We start from the raw sequence: 18,900 nt of genomic DNA, 5'->3' as shown, positions 1-18,900 counted from the left end.
CCAGGCATCAGCCGCGGCTGAACTCCGCCAGGGCGCGCTCCACGATGGCCTCCAGCTGCTCGTGGTGCGCGCCCTTCCAGTAGGCGCGGCCGCACTCCCGGCACTGCGCGAACACGTCGTAGGTGCGCTGGGTGCCGTGGGCGAGCTGGTCGGCGACCTCGTCCTTGGTGGCCTCGCGCAGCAGGCCGTTGCAGGCCGTGCAGCGGGTCCACGGACGCAGGCCGGGGCGGAACCGGTCGAGGGTGTCGCGCAGTTGATCGTCGGGGCGGGTGCTGTAGACGTAGGCGCCGGCCCACAGCTCGCGGCGGCGCAGCAGGCCCCGGTCGCGGCTGAGCAGGACGCGCCGCTCGGCGGCGGAGCGGGCGGCGAGCGCGGGGTCGCCGATGTCCGTCGACTCGTACGCGGTGTCCACGCCGAGCAGGCGCAGCCGCCGGGCCAGCGTGCCGAGGTGCACGTCGAGCAGGAAGCGCAGCGGTGCGCCCGGCACCCGCTGGGGGCGCTCCACGGGCCGTACCGTCACGCGGTCGCCCGCCGAGGGCAGGTACGACACCGGCACCTCGCGGCCGTCCACGAGGAGCGCGCCGACCTCGGTCAGCGGCACGCCGAGGGACTCCACGACATGGCCGAGGGTCGAGACGCCGTCGACGGCGGCGGGCGCGGCACCGGCGCGGCGGGCCTGCGGGACGAACAGGTGCAGCTCGGGCGCGAACTCGACGTGGATTTCGGGACCGTTCACCCGGCCAGGATGTCACGCCGGACGGCGCGGGCCCCGGGGATTAACGGCAGGACGGCGCCCCGGGGACGTACGCCGTGCAGGTGCCGCGGGCGGGACGCGGACGGGCGCCTCAGGGACGTACGGCGGACGGGCCGCTCAGCGGTTCGCGGCCGGCAGGGCCTCGTCCAGCGCCGACAAGCCCCGCTCCAGGACGTCCAGGGTGCGGTCGAGCAGTGCGCCGAGGTCGTCGCGGTGGCCGTGCTCCGCCCAGTGCGCGGACGTCTCGGTCAGCGCGCCGAGCAGGGACATGACGTGGACGCGGACCTCCAGGCTCTCCGGGTCGCGGCCGGTGCGGTCGGCGATGACCCGGCTGAGCAGGCGGGCGGTGTCCGCCATGCTCTCCGTCATCCGCGAGCGCAGCGCCGGCACCTCGGCCAGGAGCCGGGTCCGCAGCCGCAGCGCCTCGCCGTCGGCGAGGGCCCGCTCGACGGCCCGGCGCAGCGCGTACCGCAGGGAGCGCGCCCACGGCTCGCCGGCGGGGCGGGCGCGCAGCTCGGCCAGGAGGACGGGGTCGTACCCGTCCGTGAGGACGATGTCCTCCTTGGCGGGGAAGTAGCGGAAGACGGTCGACGCGGACACCTCGGCGCGCTCGGCGATCTGCTCGACCGTCGTGGCCTCGTACCCCTGCTCCTCGATCAGCCGGTGCGCGGCCTCACGGATCGCCTGGCGCGTCCTGGTCTTCTTGCGCTCGCGCAGTCCCGTCATGAACTGACAGTAACTGCCGAAAGCGAGCGACTGGCAGAAAGCGTCACGCGTGCTGGTAGGCCACCAGCGAGATGCCCACGTAGTGGACGGCGAACGCGGCCAGCGTGAAGGAGTGGAACACCTCGTGGAAGCCGAACCAGCGCGGTGACGGGTTCGGCCGCTTGATGCCGTAGATCACGCCGCCCGCGCTGTAGAGCAGGCCGCCCACGACGACCAGCACCAGCACGGCGACGCCGCCGGCGCGCATGAAGTCCGGCAGGAAGAACACGGCGGCCCAGCCCATCGCGATGTAGCAGGGCGTGTACAGCCAGCGCGGGGCCCCGACCCAGAAGACACGGAAGACGATCCCGGCCGCCGCGGCGGCCCAGATCCCCCACAGCAGCCACCGCCCCTTCGCCCCCGGCAGGAGCAGGATGGTCAGCGGTGTGTAGGTGCCGGCGATGATCAGGAAGATGTTGGCGTGGTCGAGCCGGCGCAGGATGCCGTCCATGCGCGGGCTCCAGTTGCCCCGGTGGTACAGCGCGCTCACGCCGAACAGCAGACAGGCGGTCAGGGCGTAGATCCCGCAGGCCACGCGGCCCCGGGTGGAGTGGGCCAGCGCCGTGAGCACCAGGCCCGCGATCAGGGCGGCCGGGAACATTCCGAGGTGCAGCCAGCCGCGCAGCTTCGGCTTCAGCGGCTCGAGCGAGTGGGCGATCTGGTGAGGCAGGGAGGGCGCCACGGAGCCGTGGCCGGCGGCCGGCGTCTCCGAGGGCGCGTCGTGAGCGGACGCAGTCATACGCCGCATCGTACCTACGCAACCGTAAGTTAGGGATCAGCCGACTCCGTCGACCGACGAAGAGTGGCCATCCTCTCACGGCCCGTTCATGCGTACCCCGAACGTGGCGATGCTCACCTGTGACGCCCTCTGGACATCTGCGCACTCTCGTCGGATGATCAAATGAGTGCGGTCGGCACCGGATGAGCGCCAAGGCACCCTCAGGGCAAGCATCCGGGTCGCAGCCCCCACGGGGCCTCCAACAAAAAATCCCTCATTTAGGAGCAATCGTGGCGCGCGACAACGCGGCTCCCGTCCCCACCCACCATCAGGAACTGATCTCGTGGGTCAACGAGATCGCCGAACTGACGCAGCCGGACGCCGTGGTCTGGTGTGACGGATCCGAGGCCGAGTACGAGCGACTGTGCGAGGAGCTCGTCGAGAAGGGCACCTTCAAGAAACTCGACCCGATCAAGCGCCCCCACTCCTACTACGCCGCCTCCGACCCCTCCGACGTCGCGCGCGTCGAGGACCGGACCTTCATCTGCTCCGAGAAGGAGGAGGACGCGGGACCCACCAACCACTGGAAGGCCCCCGCCGAGATGCGGGAGATCTTCCAGGGGGAGAAAGGTCTCTTCCGCGGCTCCATGCGGGGCCGCACCATGTACGTCGTGCCCTTCTGCATGGGCCCGCTCGGCTCCCCGCTGTCCGCGATCGGCGTGGAGATCACCGACTCCGCGTACGTCGCCGTCTCCATGCGCACCATGACGCGCATGGGCCAGGCCGTCCTCGACGAGCTGGGCGACGAGGGCTTCTTCGTCAAGGCCGTGCACACCCTCGGTGCCCCCCTGGAGCCCGGCCAGCAGGACGTCCCCTGGCCCTGCAACCAGACCAAGTACATCTCGCACTTCCCGGAGTCCCGCGAGATCTGGTCCTACGGCTCGGGCTACGGCGGCAACGCCCTGCTCGGCAAGAAGTGCTACGCCCTGCGCATCGCCTCCGTCATGGCCCGCGACGAGGGCTGGCTCGCCGAGCACATGCTCATCCTCAAGCTCACCCCGCCGCAGGGCGAGTCCAAGTACGTCGCCGCCGCCTTCCCGAGCGCCTGCGGCAAGACCAACCTCGCCATGCTGGAGCCCACGATCTCCGGCTGGACCGTGGAGACCATCGGCGACGACATCGCCTGGATGCGCTTCGGCGAGGACGGCCGCCTGTACGCGATCAACCCCGAGGCCGGCTTCTTCGGCGTCGCCCCCGGCACCGGCGAGCACACCAACGCCAACGCCATGAAGACCCTGTGGGGCAACGCCGTCTTCACCAACGTCGCGCTCACCGACGACGGCGACGTCTGGTGGGAGGGCATGACCGAGGAGCCCCCGGCCCACCTCACGGACTGGAAGGGCAACGACTGGACGCCCGCGTCCGGGACGCCGGCCGCCCACCCCAACGCCCGCTTCACCGTGCCCGCCTCGCAGTGCCCGATCATCGCGCCCGAGTGGGAGGACCCCAAGGGCGTGCCGATCTCCGCGATCCTCTTCGGCGGCCGCCGCGCCAGCGCCGTACCGCTGGTGACGGAGTCCTTCGACTGGAACCACGGCGTCTTCCTCGGCGCCAACGTGGCCTCCGAGAAGACCGCCGCCGCCGAGGGCAAGGTCGGCGAGCTGCGCCGCGACCCGTTCGCCATGCTGCCGTTCTGCGGCTACAACATGGGCGACTACATGGCCCACTGGGTCGACGTGGCCAAGGACAAGGACCAGTCCAAGCTGCCGAAGATCTACTACGTCAACTGGTTCCGCAAGAACGACGAGGGCAAGTTCGTCTGGCCCGGCTTCGGTGAGAACTCCCGCGTCCTGAAGTGGATCGTGGAGCGCCTGGAGGGCAAGGCCGAGGGCGTCGAGACGCCGATCGGCATCCTGCCGACCAAGGACGCCCTCGACACCGACGGCCTGGAACTGGCCGACGCCGACCTGGACTTCCTCCTCACCGTCGACAAGGAGGTCTGGCGCGAGGAGGCCGCCCTGGTCCCCGAGCACCTCAACACCTTCGGCGACCACACGCCGAAGGAGCTGTGGGACCAGTACCGCGCGCTCGTGGAGCGCCTGGGCTGACAGCAGCCCCCCTGTACCCCCGCGGCCGGCCCCGATGGGAGCCCTGACCAGTGATCGTCACGGCCGGCCGCGGGTGGCGGCACGATGTCACGAACCGTGGCCCCGTACAACGGCGTACGGGGCCGTGCTGCCGTGCACACCCCGACGGGACGGACCTCGTTCTCGTCGCGCCCCCTTGATCACATGATCTTCACCCCTGTTACATGGGTGACACGCGGGCCGCACCGCTCCTGGTGGGGTCCAACACAGCCTGTGGGGGGCACAGTTGAATACCGTTCACCGTCCCAGACGACTCGCGGCCTCCATACTCGCCGCCGCACTCGCCGGGACCGGCCTGACCCTCGCCGTCGCGCCCGCGGCGCACGCGGCGGCCTCCGACGTCGTGGCCAAGCTGCCCATCAGCACCTACTCGGCGCTCGCCGTCGACAACGTCCACCAGCGCGTCTTCGTCGCCGACGCCAACGTGGGCTCGAACTACAACTACGGCCTGGTCGCCGTCTACACCTTCACGGGTGAGCGCGTCTCCACGATCAACTTCTCGTACCACGTCTCCGGCCTCGCGGTCAGCGCCGACGGCAGCACGCTCTACGTCGGCCAGCGCTACGGCATCTTCGTCTACGACACCGAGACCCTGGCCCTCAAGAGCGCGCCCGGCGTCTACGCCGACCAGTGCGGGCGCGAGGTCGTCGTCGCGGGCGGCAAGCCGTACTACACCACCCAGTGGACCGACTACGCCTCCCAGTGCGGCACGGCCACGACCCAACTGGACACGCTGGTGGGCGGCAACTTGCAGCGCACCGGCTGGAACGACGCGGGCAAGCTGCTGCTGGAGGGCGGCCCGCACGACACCTTCGTGATGGGCCAGGCGCTCAACGCCTCCGCGCCGAACCCGTTCGTCAGCGTCTTCGACGGCAGCGGCGACACGCCCGTGCGCACCGCGACCCGCCGTTTCGCCGACGACACGGGCGGCGGCGCGCTCAACCTGAAGGACGTCGCCGTCTCCCCGGACGGCGCGAAGATCGCCCTCGCCGACGCGGCCGCCGGCACGCGCCTGCTGAACACCTCCGACCTGTCGGACGCGGCGACCGGCTACCGGCCGCTGCCCGAGGGCGCCACCGCCAGCTCGGTCGCCTTCAGCGGTGACGGCAAGTACCTCGCCCGGGGTGCCGCGGCCACCGGCACCACCCCCGACCTGCTGGTGCAGCCCGCCGACCCGGCCGACTCCACGGCCCCGCTGGAGTTCGTCTTCGAGGGCAGCCAGGACGGCGACCAGGTCGTGCCGCGCGGCATGGAGTGGTCGGCGGACGGCTCCCGGCTCTTCGCGGTCACCACGAACGCCGCCGGCAACCAGTTCTGGCTGCACATCATCCAGCCGCCGGCCGTCCAGTACGACGTGCGCTTCACCGGCGCCCTCACGCACAGCCCCGCCCAGGCGGTCGCCGGCGAGGCGCTGGCCGTGCGCGGCAAGCTGGAGTGGGACGGCCCCGCGCCCGGCGAGCCGCTGAAGGTCAAGGCCACGCGCACCGACGCCGGCGGCACCCACGACCTGGGCACCTTCACCGTCAAGGACGACGGCAGCTACACCGTCCTCGACGAGCCCGGCCTGGTCGGCGACGCCACGTACAGCGTCTCCTACCTCGGCGATCTCACCCACCGCCCGGCGGACGGACTGAGCACCACGGTGACCGTCGGCAAGGCGCCCACCTCGATCACCCTGAACGCCCCGGCCGAGGCGAGCCAGGCGACCGGCGTGCAGATCACCGGCACGTTCACCGCGCAGGGCAAGGCGCTGCCGGAGCGGGCCACGCTGAAGGTGCAGCGCACCGACCGCCTCGGCAGCGGGGTGCTCACGTCGGTGACGGTCGCCGCGGACGGCACGTTCACCATCAACGACCTGCCGCGCTCGCGCCGGGACGTCACGTACACGGTCAGCTGGCCGGGCGACGACCTGCACCTGGCGTCGACGGCGTCGGCGACGGTGTTCGTGACGCGGTAGGACCTGACAACGCCCCTGAGGGCGGCCCCCTCAGGGGCGCGGGGAACTGCGCGAGCACCACGCACACGCCCGCACCCGCGGGACGGCCGGTAGCCCCCACGGCGAACAGGCGCTCCCGGCCAAGCGAACGCAGTGTTGTGGCACCCGGTCCGCGCGTCGCTGCGAGGCACGCGGACCGGGGCCGTCGAGGGAGCCCGGTGGGCTCAGTGGGACGCCAGCTCGCGCGGCTCCAGGGCCGCCGCGTGCACGTCCATCTGCTGGGCGGCGAGGATCGCCGCCGCGGTGTCGGCGCGGGACGCGGCCACGACCAGGGCGCGTCCCGCGAGGGCGTGCGCACGCCGGTGCAGGGACACGGCGTCGTCGGCCCCGGAGCAGGGCGCGCGGACCGGCGCGGGCCCGCCCCGCAGCCGGGCCACCTGCTGGGCCAGCCGCTCGGCCGCCGCGTCCAGACCGGCCGACGGGGCGAGGGCGCGCAGCTCGTCGGTGACCGCGAGCAGCGCCGAGAGATGGCCCGCGAGCTGGATGTCCAGCTCCTCCTCACGGGAGCGGTGCGGGAAGTCCGAGGGCGTGCCGGCCATCGTGCTGTGCACCGACTTGGTGCGTATCGGTTCGTACATGGATGGCCTCCTGTGCTGCGACAGAAGACATCCTAGCTTAGAACTCGTCTAAAGTTGAGCTATGGCTGACTGTAGCCGTCCAGGAACCGTCCGATCCTGCCCACCGCGTCCCGCAGATCCGTCACCGACGGCAGGGTCACCACCCGGAAGTGGTCGGGCTCGGTCCAGTTGAAGCCGGTGCCCTGCACGACCATGATCTTCTCGCGCCGCAGCAGGTCCAGGACGAGCTGGCGGTCGTCCTTGATCTTGAAGACCTTGGGGTCGAGCCGGGGGAAGAGGTACAGCGCGCCCTTCGGTCGTACGCAGCTCACGCCCGGGATCTGGGTCAGCAGCTCGTACGCCGTGTCCATCTGCTCCTTCAGCCGCCCGCCCGGCAGCACCAGGTCGTTGATCGACTGCCGCCCGCTCAGTGCCGCGACCACACCGTGCTGGCCCGGCATGTTCGCGCACAGGCGCATGTTCGCGAGGATCGTCAGACCCTCGATGTAGGAGTCGGCGTGCGCCCGCGGCCCCGAGATCGACATCCAGCCCACCCGGTAGCCGGCCACCCGGTACGCCTTCGACATGCCGTTGAACGTGAGGGTCAGCAGGTCGGGGGCGATCTTCGCGGTCGGGGTGTGCGTGGCGCCGTCGTAGAGGATCTTGTCGTAGATCTCGTCGGAGCAGACCAGCAGGTTGTGCCGGCGGGCGATGTCGGTGAGCCCCTTGAGCACCGCCTCGTCGTACACCGCGCCCGTCGGGTTGTTCGGGTTGATGATGACGATCGCCTTGGTGCGGTCGGTGACCTTGCGCTCGACGTCCGCGAGGTCGGGCATCCAGTCGGCCTGCTCGTCGCACCGGTAGTGCACGGCCGTACCGCCGGACAGGGACACGGCGGCGGTCCACAGCGGGTAGTCCGGGGCCGGGACCAGCACCTCGTCGCCGTCGTCCAGCAGCCCCTGCATCGCCATCACGATCAGCTCGGAGACGCCGTTGCCGATGAAGACGTGCTCGACGTCCGTCTCGATGCCGATGGTCTGGTTGTGCATGACGACCGCGCGGCGCGCGGCCAGCAGTCCCTTGGCGTCCCCGTACCCGTGGGCCGTGGAGACGTTGCGGAGGACGTCCTCCAGGATCTCCGGCGGGCACTCGAAGCCGAAGGCGGCCGGATTCCCGGTGTTCAGCTTGAGGATGCGGTGGCCCGCCGCCTCAAGCCGCATGGCCTCCTCGAGAACCGGGCCCCGGATCTCGTAACAGACATTGGCGAGCTTGGTCGACTGGATCACCTGCATGCCGAGGAGCTTACGGCCCGGTAACGCCTCATGGGTCGTGTTTTCCGCCACGTGAGACGGGTGATTTGGGCGGTTATCGCCGAGGGCTGTCCCACAGGCCCCTCCCGTCCCTACAATGCGCCGCCATGTCCTGGCCAAGTGAGAGTGGCGCGCCCCCGCTGGGCCCGATCGTGTACCCGCCGCACGCCGCGCCCGACCAGCCCTCGTACGAGCAGTACGCCGACCCGGCGGCGGCGCACGGCTGGGAGAGCGGTGCCTACGACGCGACGACCCGGCTGCCCCGGATCGAGCCGTCCGAGCCGTCCGAGCCGCCCGAGCCGCCCCGGCCCCTCGGCGGCCGGGCCGACCGGCGCCGCGCCCAGCGCCGGGCCACCGGTCTGCGGGCCCGGGGCGTCGCGGTCGCCGCGGGTGCCCTGGGGGCCGTCTCGGCGGCGGCCCTGATCGCCGGCTTCGCCTTCTCCTCCTCCTCGCCGTCCGGCGACACCCCCGGCGCGGACGGGCGCGCGGAACACACGACGGCCGACGACGCGGCGTCGCCGACGGAGACGAGCGCGACCCCGAGCACGACGGAGCCCGCCGCCGACCCCGCACCGTCCCGCTCCGCCGACGGGGACCGGGCGGGAACCGCCCCCTCGGCGTCCGGCACGTCGGCGCCGTCCGGCACCACCCCCTCCCCGGCCACGCCGACCGCGTCCCCGTCCGCCCCCACCCCCACCCCCACGCCGACCGCCTCCGCCCCGACGACCGAGCCGGCCGGCAACGGCTGGGGGCACGGCAAGGGCGGCCGCAAGCCGCGCTAGGCGAGCACCCCTCAAGAGTCGCGGGGAGTCCTAAACCCTCTTTTCGCGCCAACTTCCGTCCGGTTCCCGGTGCTTGTGTCCGCGCCGGGGCAGGTTGAGAATGCGCATGACAAAACAGCGGGCGGCCGGAAGACCTCCGGCCGCCCTGTCGTACGAGGGGACCCCCACATGAACAAGCCTCTCCTTGCCGCACTCGCCGCCCTGGCCATCGCCGGGACGGGTGTGGCACCCGCCGTCGCGGCGACCGGCGCCCCGACCGGCACCAAGGCGCCCACGCTGAAGGCCGTCAACTTCGCCGGAACCGTGTCGCTCAGCAACTGCTCCGGCTCGGTCGTCCGCTTCCCCAAATCGGCCGACACTGACCCGGCCCTGGTGCTCTCCAACGGCCACTGCCTGGAGACCGGCTTCCCCGAGCCCGGCGAGGTCATCGTCGGCCAGGCCTCCAGCCGCTCCTTCGGCCTGCTCAACGCCTCCGGCACCCGCGTCGGCACCCTGCGCGCCAACAAGGTCGTCTACTCGACGATGACCGACACCGACGTCACGCTCTACCAGCTGACGACGACGTACGCCGCGATCCGCAACACCTACGGCATCTCCGCGCTGACCGTGCAGGACACCCACCCCGTCGCCGGCACCGCCATCACCGTCGCCTCCGGCTACTGGAAGCGCCTGTACAACTGCAACATCGACGGCTTCGTGTACCGCCTGAAGGAAGGCGCCTGGACCTGGAAGGACTCGGTCCGCTACACCTCCGCCTGCAACACCATCGGCGGCACCTCCGGCTCCCCGGTGATCGACCAGGCCACCGGCAAGGTCGTCGCCGTCAACAACACAGGCAACGAGGACGGTCAGCGCTGCACGGACAACAACCCGTGCGAGGTCGACGCGAGCGGCAACGTGACGGTCCGCCAGGGCATCAACTACGCCCAGGAGACCTACCAGATCCCGGCCTGCTTCACGACCGGCAACCGCCTCGACCTGAGCGCCGCCGGCTGCACCCTGCCCAAGCCCTAGGTCGTGTCACGGCGTGCGCCGCACCGCACGCCCCGCCAGCACGTCCGTGCGCCGCCCGTCCTCGATCACGAACCGCCCGTCCACCAGGACGTACGGGATGCCCGTGGGGAGCGCGCGCGGGGCGTCGTAGGTCGATCCCGCCGCCACCGTCGCCGGGTCGAACAGCACGAGGTCGGCGCGGTAGCCCTCGCGGACCCGCCCCCGGTCCGGCAGCCGCAGCCGGGCCGCCGGGCGGGCGGTGAGGTGGGCGACGCACTCCTCCAGGGACAGCACGCCCAACTCCCGCACGTAGTGGCCGAGATAGTGCGGGAAGGTGCCGTAGGCCCGCGGATGGGGCTTGCTGCCCTGGAGGATGCCGTCCGAGCCGCCGGTGTGCACGCGGTGCCGCATGATCGCGCGGACGTTCTCCTCGTGCCCGACGTGCTGGAGGACCGTCGTGCCCAGCCGGTCCGCCAGCAGCAGCCGGCGGGCGGTGTCCCAGCCGTCCAGGCGGCGGCCGACGTACCCGGCGAGGGCGGGATCGCCCACCCCGGAGACCTCGACCGTGTCCCAGTCGACCGGCACACCGTGGCAGCCGTCCGAGCCGGCCACCTCCAGGTCGTAGCGGATCCGCTCGGCGCTCTCCTCGTCCGCGAGCCGCCGCAGCAGCTCCTTGGGGCCGCCCTCGCCCGCCCAGCTCGGCAGCAGCGCCGCGAGCGTGGTGCTGCCCGGGGTGTACGGGTAGGTGTCCAGGCTGATGTCCGCGCCGGAGTCCAGCGCGTCGTCCAGCAGGGCGAGCAGCTCGGGCGCGCGGCCCTTGTTCACGCCGAAGTTCATCGTGGCGTGGGCCAGGTGCAGCGCGCAGCCCGCCTCCCGGGTGAGGGCCACCATCTCCGCGTACGCCTCCAGCGCGCCCGCCCCGTAGGAGCGGTGGTGCGGGCAGTAGTAGCCGCCGTACGACGCCACCACCCGGCACAGCTCGGTCAGTTCGGCGTCCTTCGCGTACATGCCCGGTGTGTAGGTGAGCCCGGAGGACAGGCCGACCGCGCCCTGCTCCAGCCCCTCGGCGACCACCTGCCGCATCCGGTCCAGTTCCGCGGGCGTCGCCTCCCGGTCCTCCCATCCGACGACCAGCGCGCGGACGGTGCCCTGCGGGATCAGATAGGCGGCGTTGACGGCGATGCCCCCGTCGAGCCGGTCCAGGTACTCGCCGACCGACCGCCAGTCGAAGTCGACGTCGTCGCCGTGCCCGTTCCAGCCGGAGATCGCCCGGCGGACCTCCGCCAGGGTGCGGTCGTCGACCGGGGCGTACGACAGCCCGTCCTGGCCGAGGACTTCGAGGGTCACGCCCTGCGCGGCCTTGGCGCTGTGGTCGGGGTCGCGCAGCAGGGCGAGGTCGCTGTGCGCGTGCATGTCGATGAAGCCGGGGGAGAGGACCAGCCCCTCGGCGTCCAGCTCCCGCATCGCCTTCGGCCGCTGGCAGCCGGCGGCGGCCGCCTCCTTGACGATGGACACGATCCGCCCGCCGTCGACGACGACATCGGCGCGGTACGACGGCTCGCCGCTGCCGTCGACGACGTCGGCGTCCCGGATGACGAGTTCTTCCACACCGGCCTCCTAGAAGAACGTACGGATGTAGTCCACGACCGTGCCGTCCGCCTCCGCAAGGGGGATCAGCTGCCATTTGTCGAACGACGTGCACGGGTGGGACAGCCCGAGCCCCACCCAGTCGCCGACCTCCAGATCCGCGCCGGGCCCGGTGCGCAGCCAGGCGTGCTGGTCGGACAGGGCGGTGACGGTGATGCCGGTGGCGGGGCGCTCGGTGCCGTCGCGGCGCACCACCTGGGCGACCGGGAGGTCGAGGTCGTGGGCGGCGTCCCGCTTGCCCGCGTTGACGAAGGCCTGCTCGGGGGAGGGGCGGGAGACGACCTGCGCCCACAGCCGGAACGCGGGCTCCAGCGCGCCCTCCTCGGGCACCCGGTTGAACGGGGTCAGCCGCCGGTAGTGGCCGTCGTCGTGCGAGACGTAGGCGCCGGAGCGCAGCAGCTTCAGCACGGGCCGGGACAGCTCGGGCAGCTCCGCGAAGACCTCGGCGACGGCGTCGAACCAGGCGCTGCCCCCGGCGCTGACGACGATCTCGTCCACCTGCCCGAACCGTCCGGCCTTGTCGAAGTCGGCGGCGAGCGCGACCAGCCGCCGCAGCCAGGCCAGCACCCGCTCGGGGGTGGCCTGCGGCACCTCGCCCTCGTACCCGGCGACCCCGACGAGCCGCAGCGTACGGGTCCGTGCCACGGCGTCGGCGACGGCGGCGCACTCCGCCTCCGTGCGCACCCCGGTCCGGGCCCCGTCCCCGGCGGCCAACTCCACGACGACGTCCACGGGGCGGGAGGCGCCCGTGAGCGCGGCGTCCATCAGCTCCACGCCGCGCACGGAGTCGACGTAACAGACGAGCCGGAAGTCGGGATCGGCGTCCAGCTGGACGGAGATCCAGCGCAGGGCGGGCGCGTCGACGACCTCGTTGGCGAGGAACACCCGCTGGACCCCGAACGCCCGCGCGACCCGCACCTGGTGCGGCACCGCCAGCGTGATGCCCCACGCCCCGTGCTCGATCTGCCGCTGGAAGAGCTGCGGGGCCATCGAGGTCTTGCCGTGCGGCGCGAAGGCGAGGCCGTGGCGCTGCGCGTACGTCTCCATCAGCCGCAGGTTGTGCTCCAGCCGCTCGGCGGACAGTGCCAGCACGGGCGTCGCGAAGCCCCCGGTGAACAGGTTGCGGCGCTGGGCGGCCAGCTCGCCGACGGTGAGGCCGTCGGCGTCCGGGGGGAGGCCCTTGAAGCGGTGGTCCACGCGTTCCGCGGCCAGGCGTTCCAGCGACTCGGTGCTCATGAAACCTCCTGATCAGGGGCGTTGCGTGTAATGCAACGACCATTGCGTATGACGCTCAGTGCTGTCTAACATCTCGGCCGGTACGAGACAAGCCTCAGGGAGGACCCGCCATGGACGTCGTGACGCTCGGCGAGTCCATGGTCACGTTCCTGCCCACCCGGCCGGGACGCCTCGCCGACGTGCCCTCCTTCGAGCGGTCGATCGGCGGCGCCGAGTCCAACGTCGCCTGCATGCTGGCCGCCGCCGGGCACTCCGTGCGGTGGATCAGCCGGGTCGGCGCCGACGGCTTCGGCGACCACCTGGTGGAGCGCATCGGCGCGTACGGCGTCGACGTGAGCCAGGTCCACCGGGACCCCGACCGCCCGACCGGCGTCTACTTCCGCACCGCGGGGGAGCGGGGCACCGACGCCCACGAGGTGGCGTACTACCGCGCCGGCTCGGCGGCCTCCGCGATGAGCCCGGCCGACGTGGACCTGCCGGCGGCCCGCTCGGCCCGGATCCTGCACCTGTCGGGCATCACGGCGGCGCTGTCCCCCGACTGCCTCGCCCTGCTGTACGACCTGACGGCACCCGCCCCCGACCGCCCCCTGATCTCCTTCGACGTCAACCACCGCCCGGGCCTGTGGCGTTCCTCGGAGCGGGGCGCGGAGATCCTGCTGGACCTGGCCCGCCGGGCGGACCTCGTGTTCGTGGGGGCGGACGAGGCACGGGAGGCCTGGGGGGTGGCGGGCGGCGCGGAGGCGGTGCGGGGGCTGCTGCCGGAACCCGAGACGCTGGTGGTGAAGGACGGGGAGCGGGGGGCGACGCTGTTCCGACGTGGCTGCGGGCCGGTCACCTTCGTCGCCGCACCCCACGTCGACGTCGTGGCCACGACCGGCGCCGGCGACGCCTTCGCCGCCGGGTTCCTGCATGCCACCCTCCGCGACCTGCCCGCCCCAGCCCGGCTCCGCCACGGCCACCTCTGGGCCGCCGCCGCCCTCACCACCCCCGCCGACCTCACCGCACCCCCCGCCCCCGGCCACGCCGACCGTCTCGCCGCCCTCGACGACAGGGCATGGGGGACACTTCGACTCGGCCCCGGCTGGACCCGGGCCGAGGCCGAGGAGGAGGTACGCACCCCATGAGCCAGACCGTCGACCGCGCCCTGAGCATCCTGCCACTGCTCGCCGAGGGCCCCGCCGACCTCGGACAGGTCGCCGACCGCCTCGGCGTGCACAAATCCACGGCTCTGCGCCTCCTGCGCACCCTCCACGAGCACGGCCTGGTCTACCGCCAGTCCGACCAGCGCTACCGCCTCGGCGCCCGCCTCTTCGCCCTCGCCCAGGAGGCGATGGAGAACCTGGACATCCGCGAGATCGCCCACCCTCACCTCGTACGCCTCAACGAGAGCTGCGGCCACACCGTCCACCTCGCCGTCCACGAGGAGGGCGAGGTCCTCTACATCGACAAGGTCGACAGCCGCTACCCGGTCCGCATGTACTCCCGGATCGGCAAACCGGTCGCCATCACGGTCGCCGCCGTCGCCAAGCTCCTCCTCGCCGACCTCCCCGAAGCCGAGCGCCGCGCCCTCGCGGAGAAGCTCGACTACCCCATGTACACGTCCCGTTCGACGCCGAACGCCGCCGCCTTCCTCAAGGAGCTGGCGACCGTCCGCGAACAGGGCTGGGCCGCCGACCTCGGCGGCCACGAGGAGTCCATCAACTGCGTCGCCGCCCCCGTCCGCGGCGCCGACGGCCGCGTCGTCGCCGCGATGTCGGTGTCTGCGCCCAACGTCGTCGTCTCCGCCGAGGAACTCCTCACCCTGCTCCCGCTGGTGCGCCGCACGGCGGACGCGATCAGCGGCGAGTACTCCGGCAGAACCCCAGTGAAGGACACCGTATGACCGACAAGATCGCCCTCACCCCCAAGACCCACACCACCCCGCCCGCGAAGTTCTCCCACGGCGTGAAGAAAGGCAACATCCTCCAGGTCGCCGGCCAGGTCGGCTTCCTGCCCGCCGAGGACGGCAAGCCCCCGACACCGGCCGGACCCACCCTGCGCGAGCAGACCCTCCAGACCCTCGCCAACGTCAAGGCGATCCTGGAGGAGGGCGGCGCCGGCTGGGACGACGTGATGATGATCCGCGTCTACCTCACGGACACCGCCCACTTCGCCGAGATGAACGAGATCTACAACGCCTACTTCGAGGAGCAGGGCCTCACCCAGCCCCCCGCCGCGCGCACGACGGTCTACGTCGGCCTCCCGGCCGGACTCCTCATCGAGATCGACGCGCTCGCCGTCCTCGGCTGAGCCCGCTCCCGCTCCCCTCGTAACTCCCGCACACCGTACGCCGGTTCGGTGCCCCCTCGCCCGGGGCGACGCGCCGCGATACCCCCTGCCCGAAAGCCGCATGCACTTACCCCCTTCCTCCCCCTTCACGCAGAGGACCCCCGTATGTCCTTCCCGCTCACCGCCTCCGCGCCCGCCGAGGCCCCACCTCACACCGGCGGACTGCTCCTCCTCGTCGACGGTACGGCCGGACTGCTCACCGTCGCCGCCGTCGGCATCGCCCTCCTGCTCTTCCTGATCATCAAGGTCAGGCTCCAGCCGTTCGTCGCGCTCCTCACCGTCTCCATAGCCGTCGGCCTGCTGGCCGGCCTGTCGGTCACCGAACTCTTCGGCACCGTGCAGCGCTCCGACGCCGTCTCCACCATCGAGTCCGGCATGGGCGGCATCCTCGGCCACGTCGCCGTCATCATCGGCCTGGGCACCATGCTCGGCGCGGTCCTCGAAGTCAGCGGCGGCGCCGAGGTGCTGGCCTCCCGGCTGCTCGGTCTCTTCGGCGAGCGCCGCGCCCCGCTCGCCATGGGCCTGACCGGCCTGATCTTCGGCATCCCGGTCTTCTTCGACGTCGGCATCTTCGTCCTCGCGCCGATCGTCTACGCCGCCGCCAAGCGCAGCGGCAAATCGATCCTGCTGTACTGCCTGCCCCTCCTCGCGGGTCTGTCCATGACCCACGCCTTCCTGCCCCCGCACCCCGGCCCCGTGGCCGCCGCCGGGCTCCTCCACGTCGACCTCGGCTGGGTCATCCTCATGGGCGTCGTCTGCGGCATCCCCGCCGTGCTGGCCGCCTGGGCCTACGCCGCCTGGATCGGGCGCCGCGTCTTCGTCGCCGTACCGCAGGACATGGTGGAGGCGGCCGAGGACGCCAGGCGCGCCGTCCTCGCCGAGCAGCGCGCCTCCGGCACGGAACCGCGCGAGGCACCCGTCCCGCTGGGCACCGTCCTCGGCATCATCGGCACGCCCCTCGTCCTGATCCTCGCCGCCACCTTCTCCTCGATCGCCCTCGACCCCTCCACGGGCCGCTCGGTCATCGAGTTCTTCGGGCACCCCTTCGTCGCCCTCACCCTCGCCCTGCTGCTCGCCTACTACCTGCTGGGCATCCGGCGCGGCTGGTCCCGCAAGTCGCTGGAGACGGTGTCCACCGCGTCCCTGAAGCCGATCGGCAACATCCTGCTGGTCGTCGGCGCGGGCGGGGTCTTCGGCGCCGTACTGAAGGCGAGCGGGGTCGCGCAGGCCCTCTCGGACACGTTCCACGACGTCGGGCTGCCGGTGATCGTGCTGGCGTATCTGATCTCGCTCGTGCTGCGGGTCGCCCAGGGCTCGGCGACGGTCGCGATCGTCACCACGGCCGGCATCGTGGCGCCGCTGCTCGACGGGGGCCACCACTCGCAGGGCTTCACGGCGTTGGTCATCATGGCGATCTCGGCCGGGTCCATCTTCGCCTCCCACGTCAACGACGGCGGCTTCTGGATGGTCGCCAAGTACTTCGGCATCAGTGAGCGGGACACCCTGAGGACCTGGACGGTGCTGGAGAGCGTGCTGTCGGTGGCCGGGTTCGCGGTGGCCGCCGTGTTGAGCATCTTCGTGTAACGATGCAGGGGCTGGCTGTGTGCGGCACAGGATCGTCGACCATACTGCCCGCTGTGGAGCAGCGCATAGGTTCGAGCAGCCAGCCCCTGAAGGGCGAGCCCGTGACGGGTGCCGGTTTCGACCCGGCCTTCATCCCCGGGCTCACCTCCCCGGTGAAGGAGGAGCCGGAGGACGCGAAGCCGGAGACGGACGACGAGGCGGAAACGGCCGAGGCGGCCGAGGCGGCCGAGACGGCCGAGGCGGACGCGGAGGCTCCGGAGCAGGACGCCGCCGCCGAGGACGAGGACGAGGACGAGGACGACGTCGGCGCCGAGAAGGCCGACGACGCGGGGGAGGCGGACGAACCCGCTCCCGACGGCCCGGTCTTCGAGGCCGCCGACCGCCGCGCGCGGATCGTCGCCGACCACAAGGGCGTCCGCCTGGCCCTCGACGACCAGGAGTGCGAGTTCCGCTGGGACGAGATCGGCGCGGTGGAGACGGAGACCGCCCGCTTCGGCAAGCGGTTCACGGTCACCGTCCACACGCCGGACCGCCGTTGGTACCCGATCGAGATCGAGGCGAAGGCCAGGTCGGACTTCAAGAGGTGGGACGAGGAACTGGACGCGGTCCTCGACGCCTACTTCGAGGACGCCGAGTAACCGTCCGTCAGGCGCAGTACTGCTGGGCCTTCCCGATCGACCGGTACATGCAGTCGGCGTTCTCCAGCAGTTGCAGCACCGCGTCCCGGTTGCGTGACGTCTCCCGCTCGATGACCTCGTCGGGCGGGTAGAAACCGCCGCCGGAACCCGACCGCGGATACATCTCGAAGGTGTACGCGAAGATCTTCTGCGTGCCCCAGAGATAGTCGTCGATGGACCCGTCGGTGATGTACAGGTCGCTGGACTGCTCGGGCGTGTAGCCGTTGCTGGCGGCCATCTTCTGCCCGACGGTCCGGAAGGCGTTGTAGTCGTCGGCGGTCATCCCGGTGGTGGTGTCGGAGTACGTCCACCCGAACGGCCACAGCACCAGCTCGCTGTAGGTGTGGAAGTCGATGCCGGCGGTGATCTGCTGCTTGCCGCCGACGACCCGGCCGCGTACGAAGTCGGCGACGACCTTCACCTCGGGGGCGGACTCCGGCGCCGACCCGCGGTAGGTCTCGGAGGACGTGGACCCCGAGGAGCCGCCGCAGCAGCCCCACTTGTAGTTCCAGTTGCGGTTGAGGTCCGTGCCGACGTACGACGAACCGGAGTTGGGCTGCCGGTTCTTGCGCCAGGAGCGGTAGGAGCCGGTGGCGATGTCGTACTCGCCGCCGTCAGGGTTGAGGTCGGGGACGATCCAGATCTCACGGCTGTTCACCATGCTGGTGACACGGGAGTCGGTGCCGTAGCCCGCGCCCAGCTCGCGCAGCAGGTACAGCGCCATCTCCACCGTGAGGTGCTCACGGGCGTGCTGGTGGAAGGTGAACAGGACCTCGGGCTCGTTCTCGTCGGTGGCGACGTTGTCGCTGACCTTGATGGCGACGATGTCCCGGCCCTGGTACGACTTGCCGATCACCCGGCGGCTCATGATGCCCGGGTAGGCGGCGAGCCGCTGGTCGATCTCGGCGTTCATCTCGGCGTAGTTGTGGTACTTCGAGTCGGCGGACGGGAAGTCGTACAGCCGGCTCTCGCCGGCGGCGAGCCGGTCGGGCGCGGCGCCGAGCGGGGTGATGTCGTACCCCTGCGCGCGGAGCCTGCCGATCTGCTCCTTGCGCCCGGAGACGACGACGGTCTCCTCGTCGGCCTCGTCCACGCTCACCCCGGCCGCGGCGATCGCGGTCCGGGTGAGAGGCGTGCCCTGGCCGTGACCGAGGTGGATCTCGTACTGCCGGATGTCGTCGGCGCCCCGGGAGGGCGCGGGGGAGCTGTCGGCCATCGCCGAGACGGGTGCCGCGAGGGCGAGGGCCATCAGGGCGGCGAGAGCGGCGGTGCGTCTGCCGCCGCGCGCGCCGGTGCCACGGATGCGAAGTCGCATGAAATCTCCTTGTGGGAGGTGGGGTTGTTCCGTGCGACGTGCGCGCCCATCGTCCCGGCAATGGCATGGACAGGTCAATACGGGCGGATCA

17 protein-coding genes are annotated in these 18,900 nt (G+C 71.7%); 9 read left to right on the top strand and 8 right to left on the bottom strand.

Translation table 11 applies throughout. The features are described 5' to 3' along the window. Positions 1 to 7: 7 nt before the first annotated feature. From IE308_RS18480 to trhA, 3 genes are all read right to left on the bottom strand, one after another. Positions 8 to 736: a Mut7-C RNAse domain-containing protein gene (locus tag IE308_RS18480; RefSeq protein ID WP_190218755.1), complete on the bottom strand. Its 729-nt coding sequence runs from the start codon at positions 734 to 736 to the stop codon at positions 8 to 10. Positions 737 to 871: 135 nt separating this feature from the next. Further along, positions 872 to 1,480, bottom strand: coding sequence for a TetR/AcrR family transcriptional regulator (locus IE308_RS18475; protein WP_190218754.1), 609 nt, complete (start codon positions 1,478 to 1,480; stop codon positions 872 to 874). A gap of 43 nt (positions 1,481 to 1,523) precedes the next feature. After that, the gene (gene trhA / locus IE308_RS18470; protein WP_190218753.1) at positions 1,524 to 2,258 is read right to left on the bottom strand and encodes a PAQR family membrane homeostasis protein TrhA; all 735 of its coding nucleotides are present in this window, start codon (positions 2,256 to 2,258) and stop codon (positions 1,524 to 1,526) included. A gap of 269 nt (positions 2,259 to 2,527) precedes the next feature. Here trhA and IE308_RS18465 point away from each other — a divergent pair, with 269 nt between their 5' ends. After that, complete coding sequence (locus IE308_RS18465) at positions 2,528 to 4,345, top strand: phosphoenolpyruvate carboxykinase (GTP) (protein WP_190218752.1); 1,818 nt, start codon at positions 2,528 to 2,530, stop codon at positions 4,343 to 4,345. A 265-nt stretch (positions 4,346 to 4,610) separates the two neighbouring features. After that, positions 4,611 to 6,341 (top strand): YncE family protein, encoded by a 1,731-nt coding sequence (locus tag IE308_RS18460; protein WP_190218751.1) that lies wholly within the window; start codon positions 4,611 to 4,613, stop codon positions 6,339 to 6,341. 203 nt (positions 6,342 to 6,544) lie between these two features. Here the strand turns inward: IE308_RS18460 and IE308_RS18455 are convergent, their stop codons facing one another. Both IE308_RS18455 and IE308_RS18450 read right to left on the bottom strand, forming a co-directional pair. After that, on the bottom strand, positions 6,545 to 6,958 hold the full coding sequence (locus tag IE308_RS18455) for an SCO4983 family protein (RefSeq protein WP_190218750.1): 414 nt from the start codon (positions 6,956 to 6,958) through the stop codon (positions 6,545 to 6,547). A 59-nt stretch (positions 6,959 to 7,017) separates the two neighbouring features. Continuing rightward, the gene (locus tag IE308_RS18450; RefSeq protein ID WP_110630055.1) at positions 7,018 to 8,229 is read right to left on the bottom strand and encodes a pyridoxal phosphate-dependent aminotransferase; all 1,212 of its coding nucleotides are present in this window, start codon (positions 8,227 to 8,229) and stop codon (positions 7,018 to 7,020) included. A 125-nt stretch (positions 8,230 to 8,354) separates the two neighbouring features. Between IE308_RS18450 and IE308_RS18445 the strand changes: the two genes are divergently transcribed. Together IE308_RS18445 and IE308_RS18440 are read left to right on the top strand one after the other, a co-directional pair. Beyond that, complete coding sequence (locus IE308_RS18445; protein ID WP_229908926.1) at positions 8,355 to 9,029, top strand: hypothetical protein; 675 nt, start codon at positions 8,355 to 8,357, stop codon at positions 9,027 to 9,029. Positions 9,030 to 9,197: 168 nt separating this feature from the next. Next, positions 9,198 to 10,043: a S1 family peptidase gene (locus IE308_RS18440; RefSeq protein ID WP_190218749.1), complete on the top strand. Its 846-nt coding sequence runs from the start codon at positions 9,198 to 9,200 to the stop codon at positions 10,041 to 10,043. A gap of 6 nt (positions 10,044 to 10,049) precedes the next feature. Here IE308_RS18440 and IE308_RS18435 read toward each other — a convergent pair whose 3' ends face one another. After that, the gene (locus IE308_RS18435; RefSeq protein WP_190218748.1) at positions 10,050 to 11,630 is read right to left on the bottom strand and encodes an N-acyl-D-amino-acid deacylase family protein; all 1,581 of its coding nucleotides are present in this window, start codon (positions 11,628 to 11,630) and stop codon (positions 10,050 to 10,052) included. Positions 11,631 to 11,639: 9 nt separating this feature from the next. Next, positions 11,640 to 12,905, bottom strand: a complete 1,266-nt coding sequence (locus IE308_RS18430; RefSeq protein ID WP_190218747.1) for an amino acid deaminase — start codon at positions 12,903 to 12,905, stop codon at positions 11,640 to 11,642. A 110-nt stretch (positions 12,906 to 13,015) separates the two neighbouring features. Between IE308_RS18430 and IE308_RS18425 the strand changes: the two genes are divergently transcribed. From IE308_RS18425 to IE308_RS18405, 5 genes are all read left to right on the top strand, one after another. Then, complete coding sequence (locus IE308_RS18425) at positions 13,016 to 14,029, top strand: sugar kinase (protein ID WP_190218746.1); 1,014 nt, start codon at positions 13,016 to 13,018, stop codon at positions 14,027 to 14,029. Further along, a complete protein-coding gene (locus IE308_RS18420; RefSeq protein WP_110630061.1) occupies positions 14,026 to 14,787 on the top strand; it encodes an IclR family transcriptional regulator in 762 nt (253 codons plus the stop codon). The genes IE308_RS18425 and IE308_RS18420 overlap by 4 nt, the downstream gene beginning before the upstream one ends. Then, positions 14,784 to 15,194 carry a RidA family protein gene (locus IE308_RS18415; protein ID WP_190218745.1) on the top strand — a complete coding sequence of 137 codons (411 nt, stop codon included), beginning with the start codon at positions 14,784 to 14,786 and terminating at the stop codon, positions 15,192 to 15,194. Before IE308_RS18420 ends, IE308_RS18415 begins: the two co-directional genes overlap by 4 nt. Before the next feature lie 144 nt (positions 15,195 to 15,338). Next, a complete protein-coding gene (locus IE308_RS18410; protein ID WP_190218744.1) occupies positions 15,339 to 16,817 on the top strand; it encodes a GntP family permease in 1,479 nt (492 codons plus the stop codon). Positions 16,818 to 16,819: 2 nt separating this feature from the next. Then, positions 16,820 to 17,455 (top strand): hypothetical protein, encoded by a 636-nt coding sequence (locus IE308_RS18405; protein ID WP_190218743.1) that lies wholly within the window; start codon positions 16,820 to 16,822, stop codon positions 17,453 to 17,455. 7 nt (positions 17,456 to 17,462) lie between these two features. Here IE308_RS18405 and IE308_RS18400 read toward each other — a convergent pair whose 3' ends face one another. After that, positions 17,463 to 18,809, bottom strand: a complete 1,347-nt coding sequence (locus tag IE308_RS18400) for a M14 family metallopeptidase (protein ID WP_110630064.1) — start codon at positions 18,807 to 18,809, stop codon at positions 17,463 to 17,465. Positions 18,810 to 18,900 lie beyond the last annotated feature (91 nt).

Origin of the sequence: Streptomyces griseosporeus (assembly GCF_014656055.1) — a bacterium.
In the GTDB taxonomy this organism is placed as follows: Bacteria; Actinomycetota; Actinomycetes; order Streptomycetales; family Streptomycetaceae; genus Streptomyces; species Streptomyces griseosporeus.
Note: the sequence above shows the minus strand (reverse complement) of the source record. Positions and strands in the feature narration are given on the sequence as shown.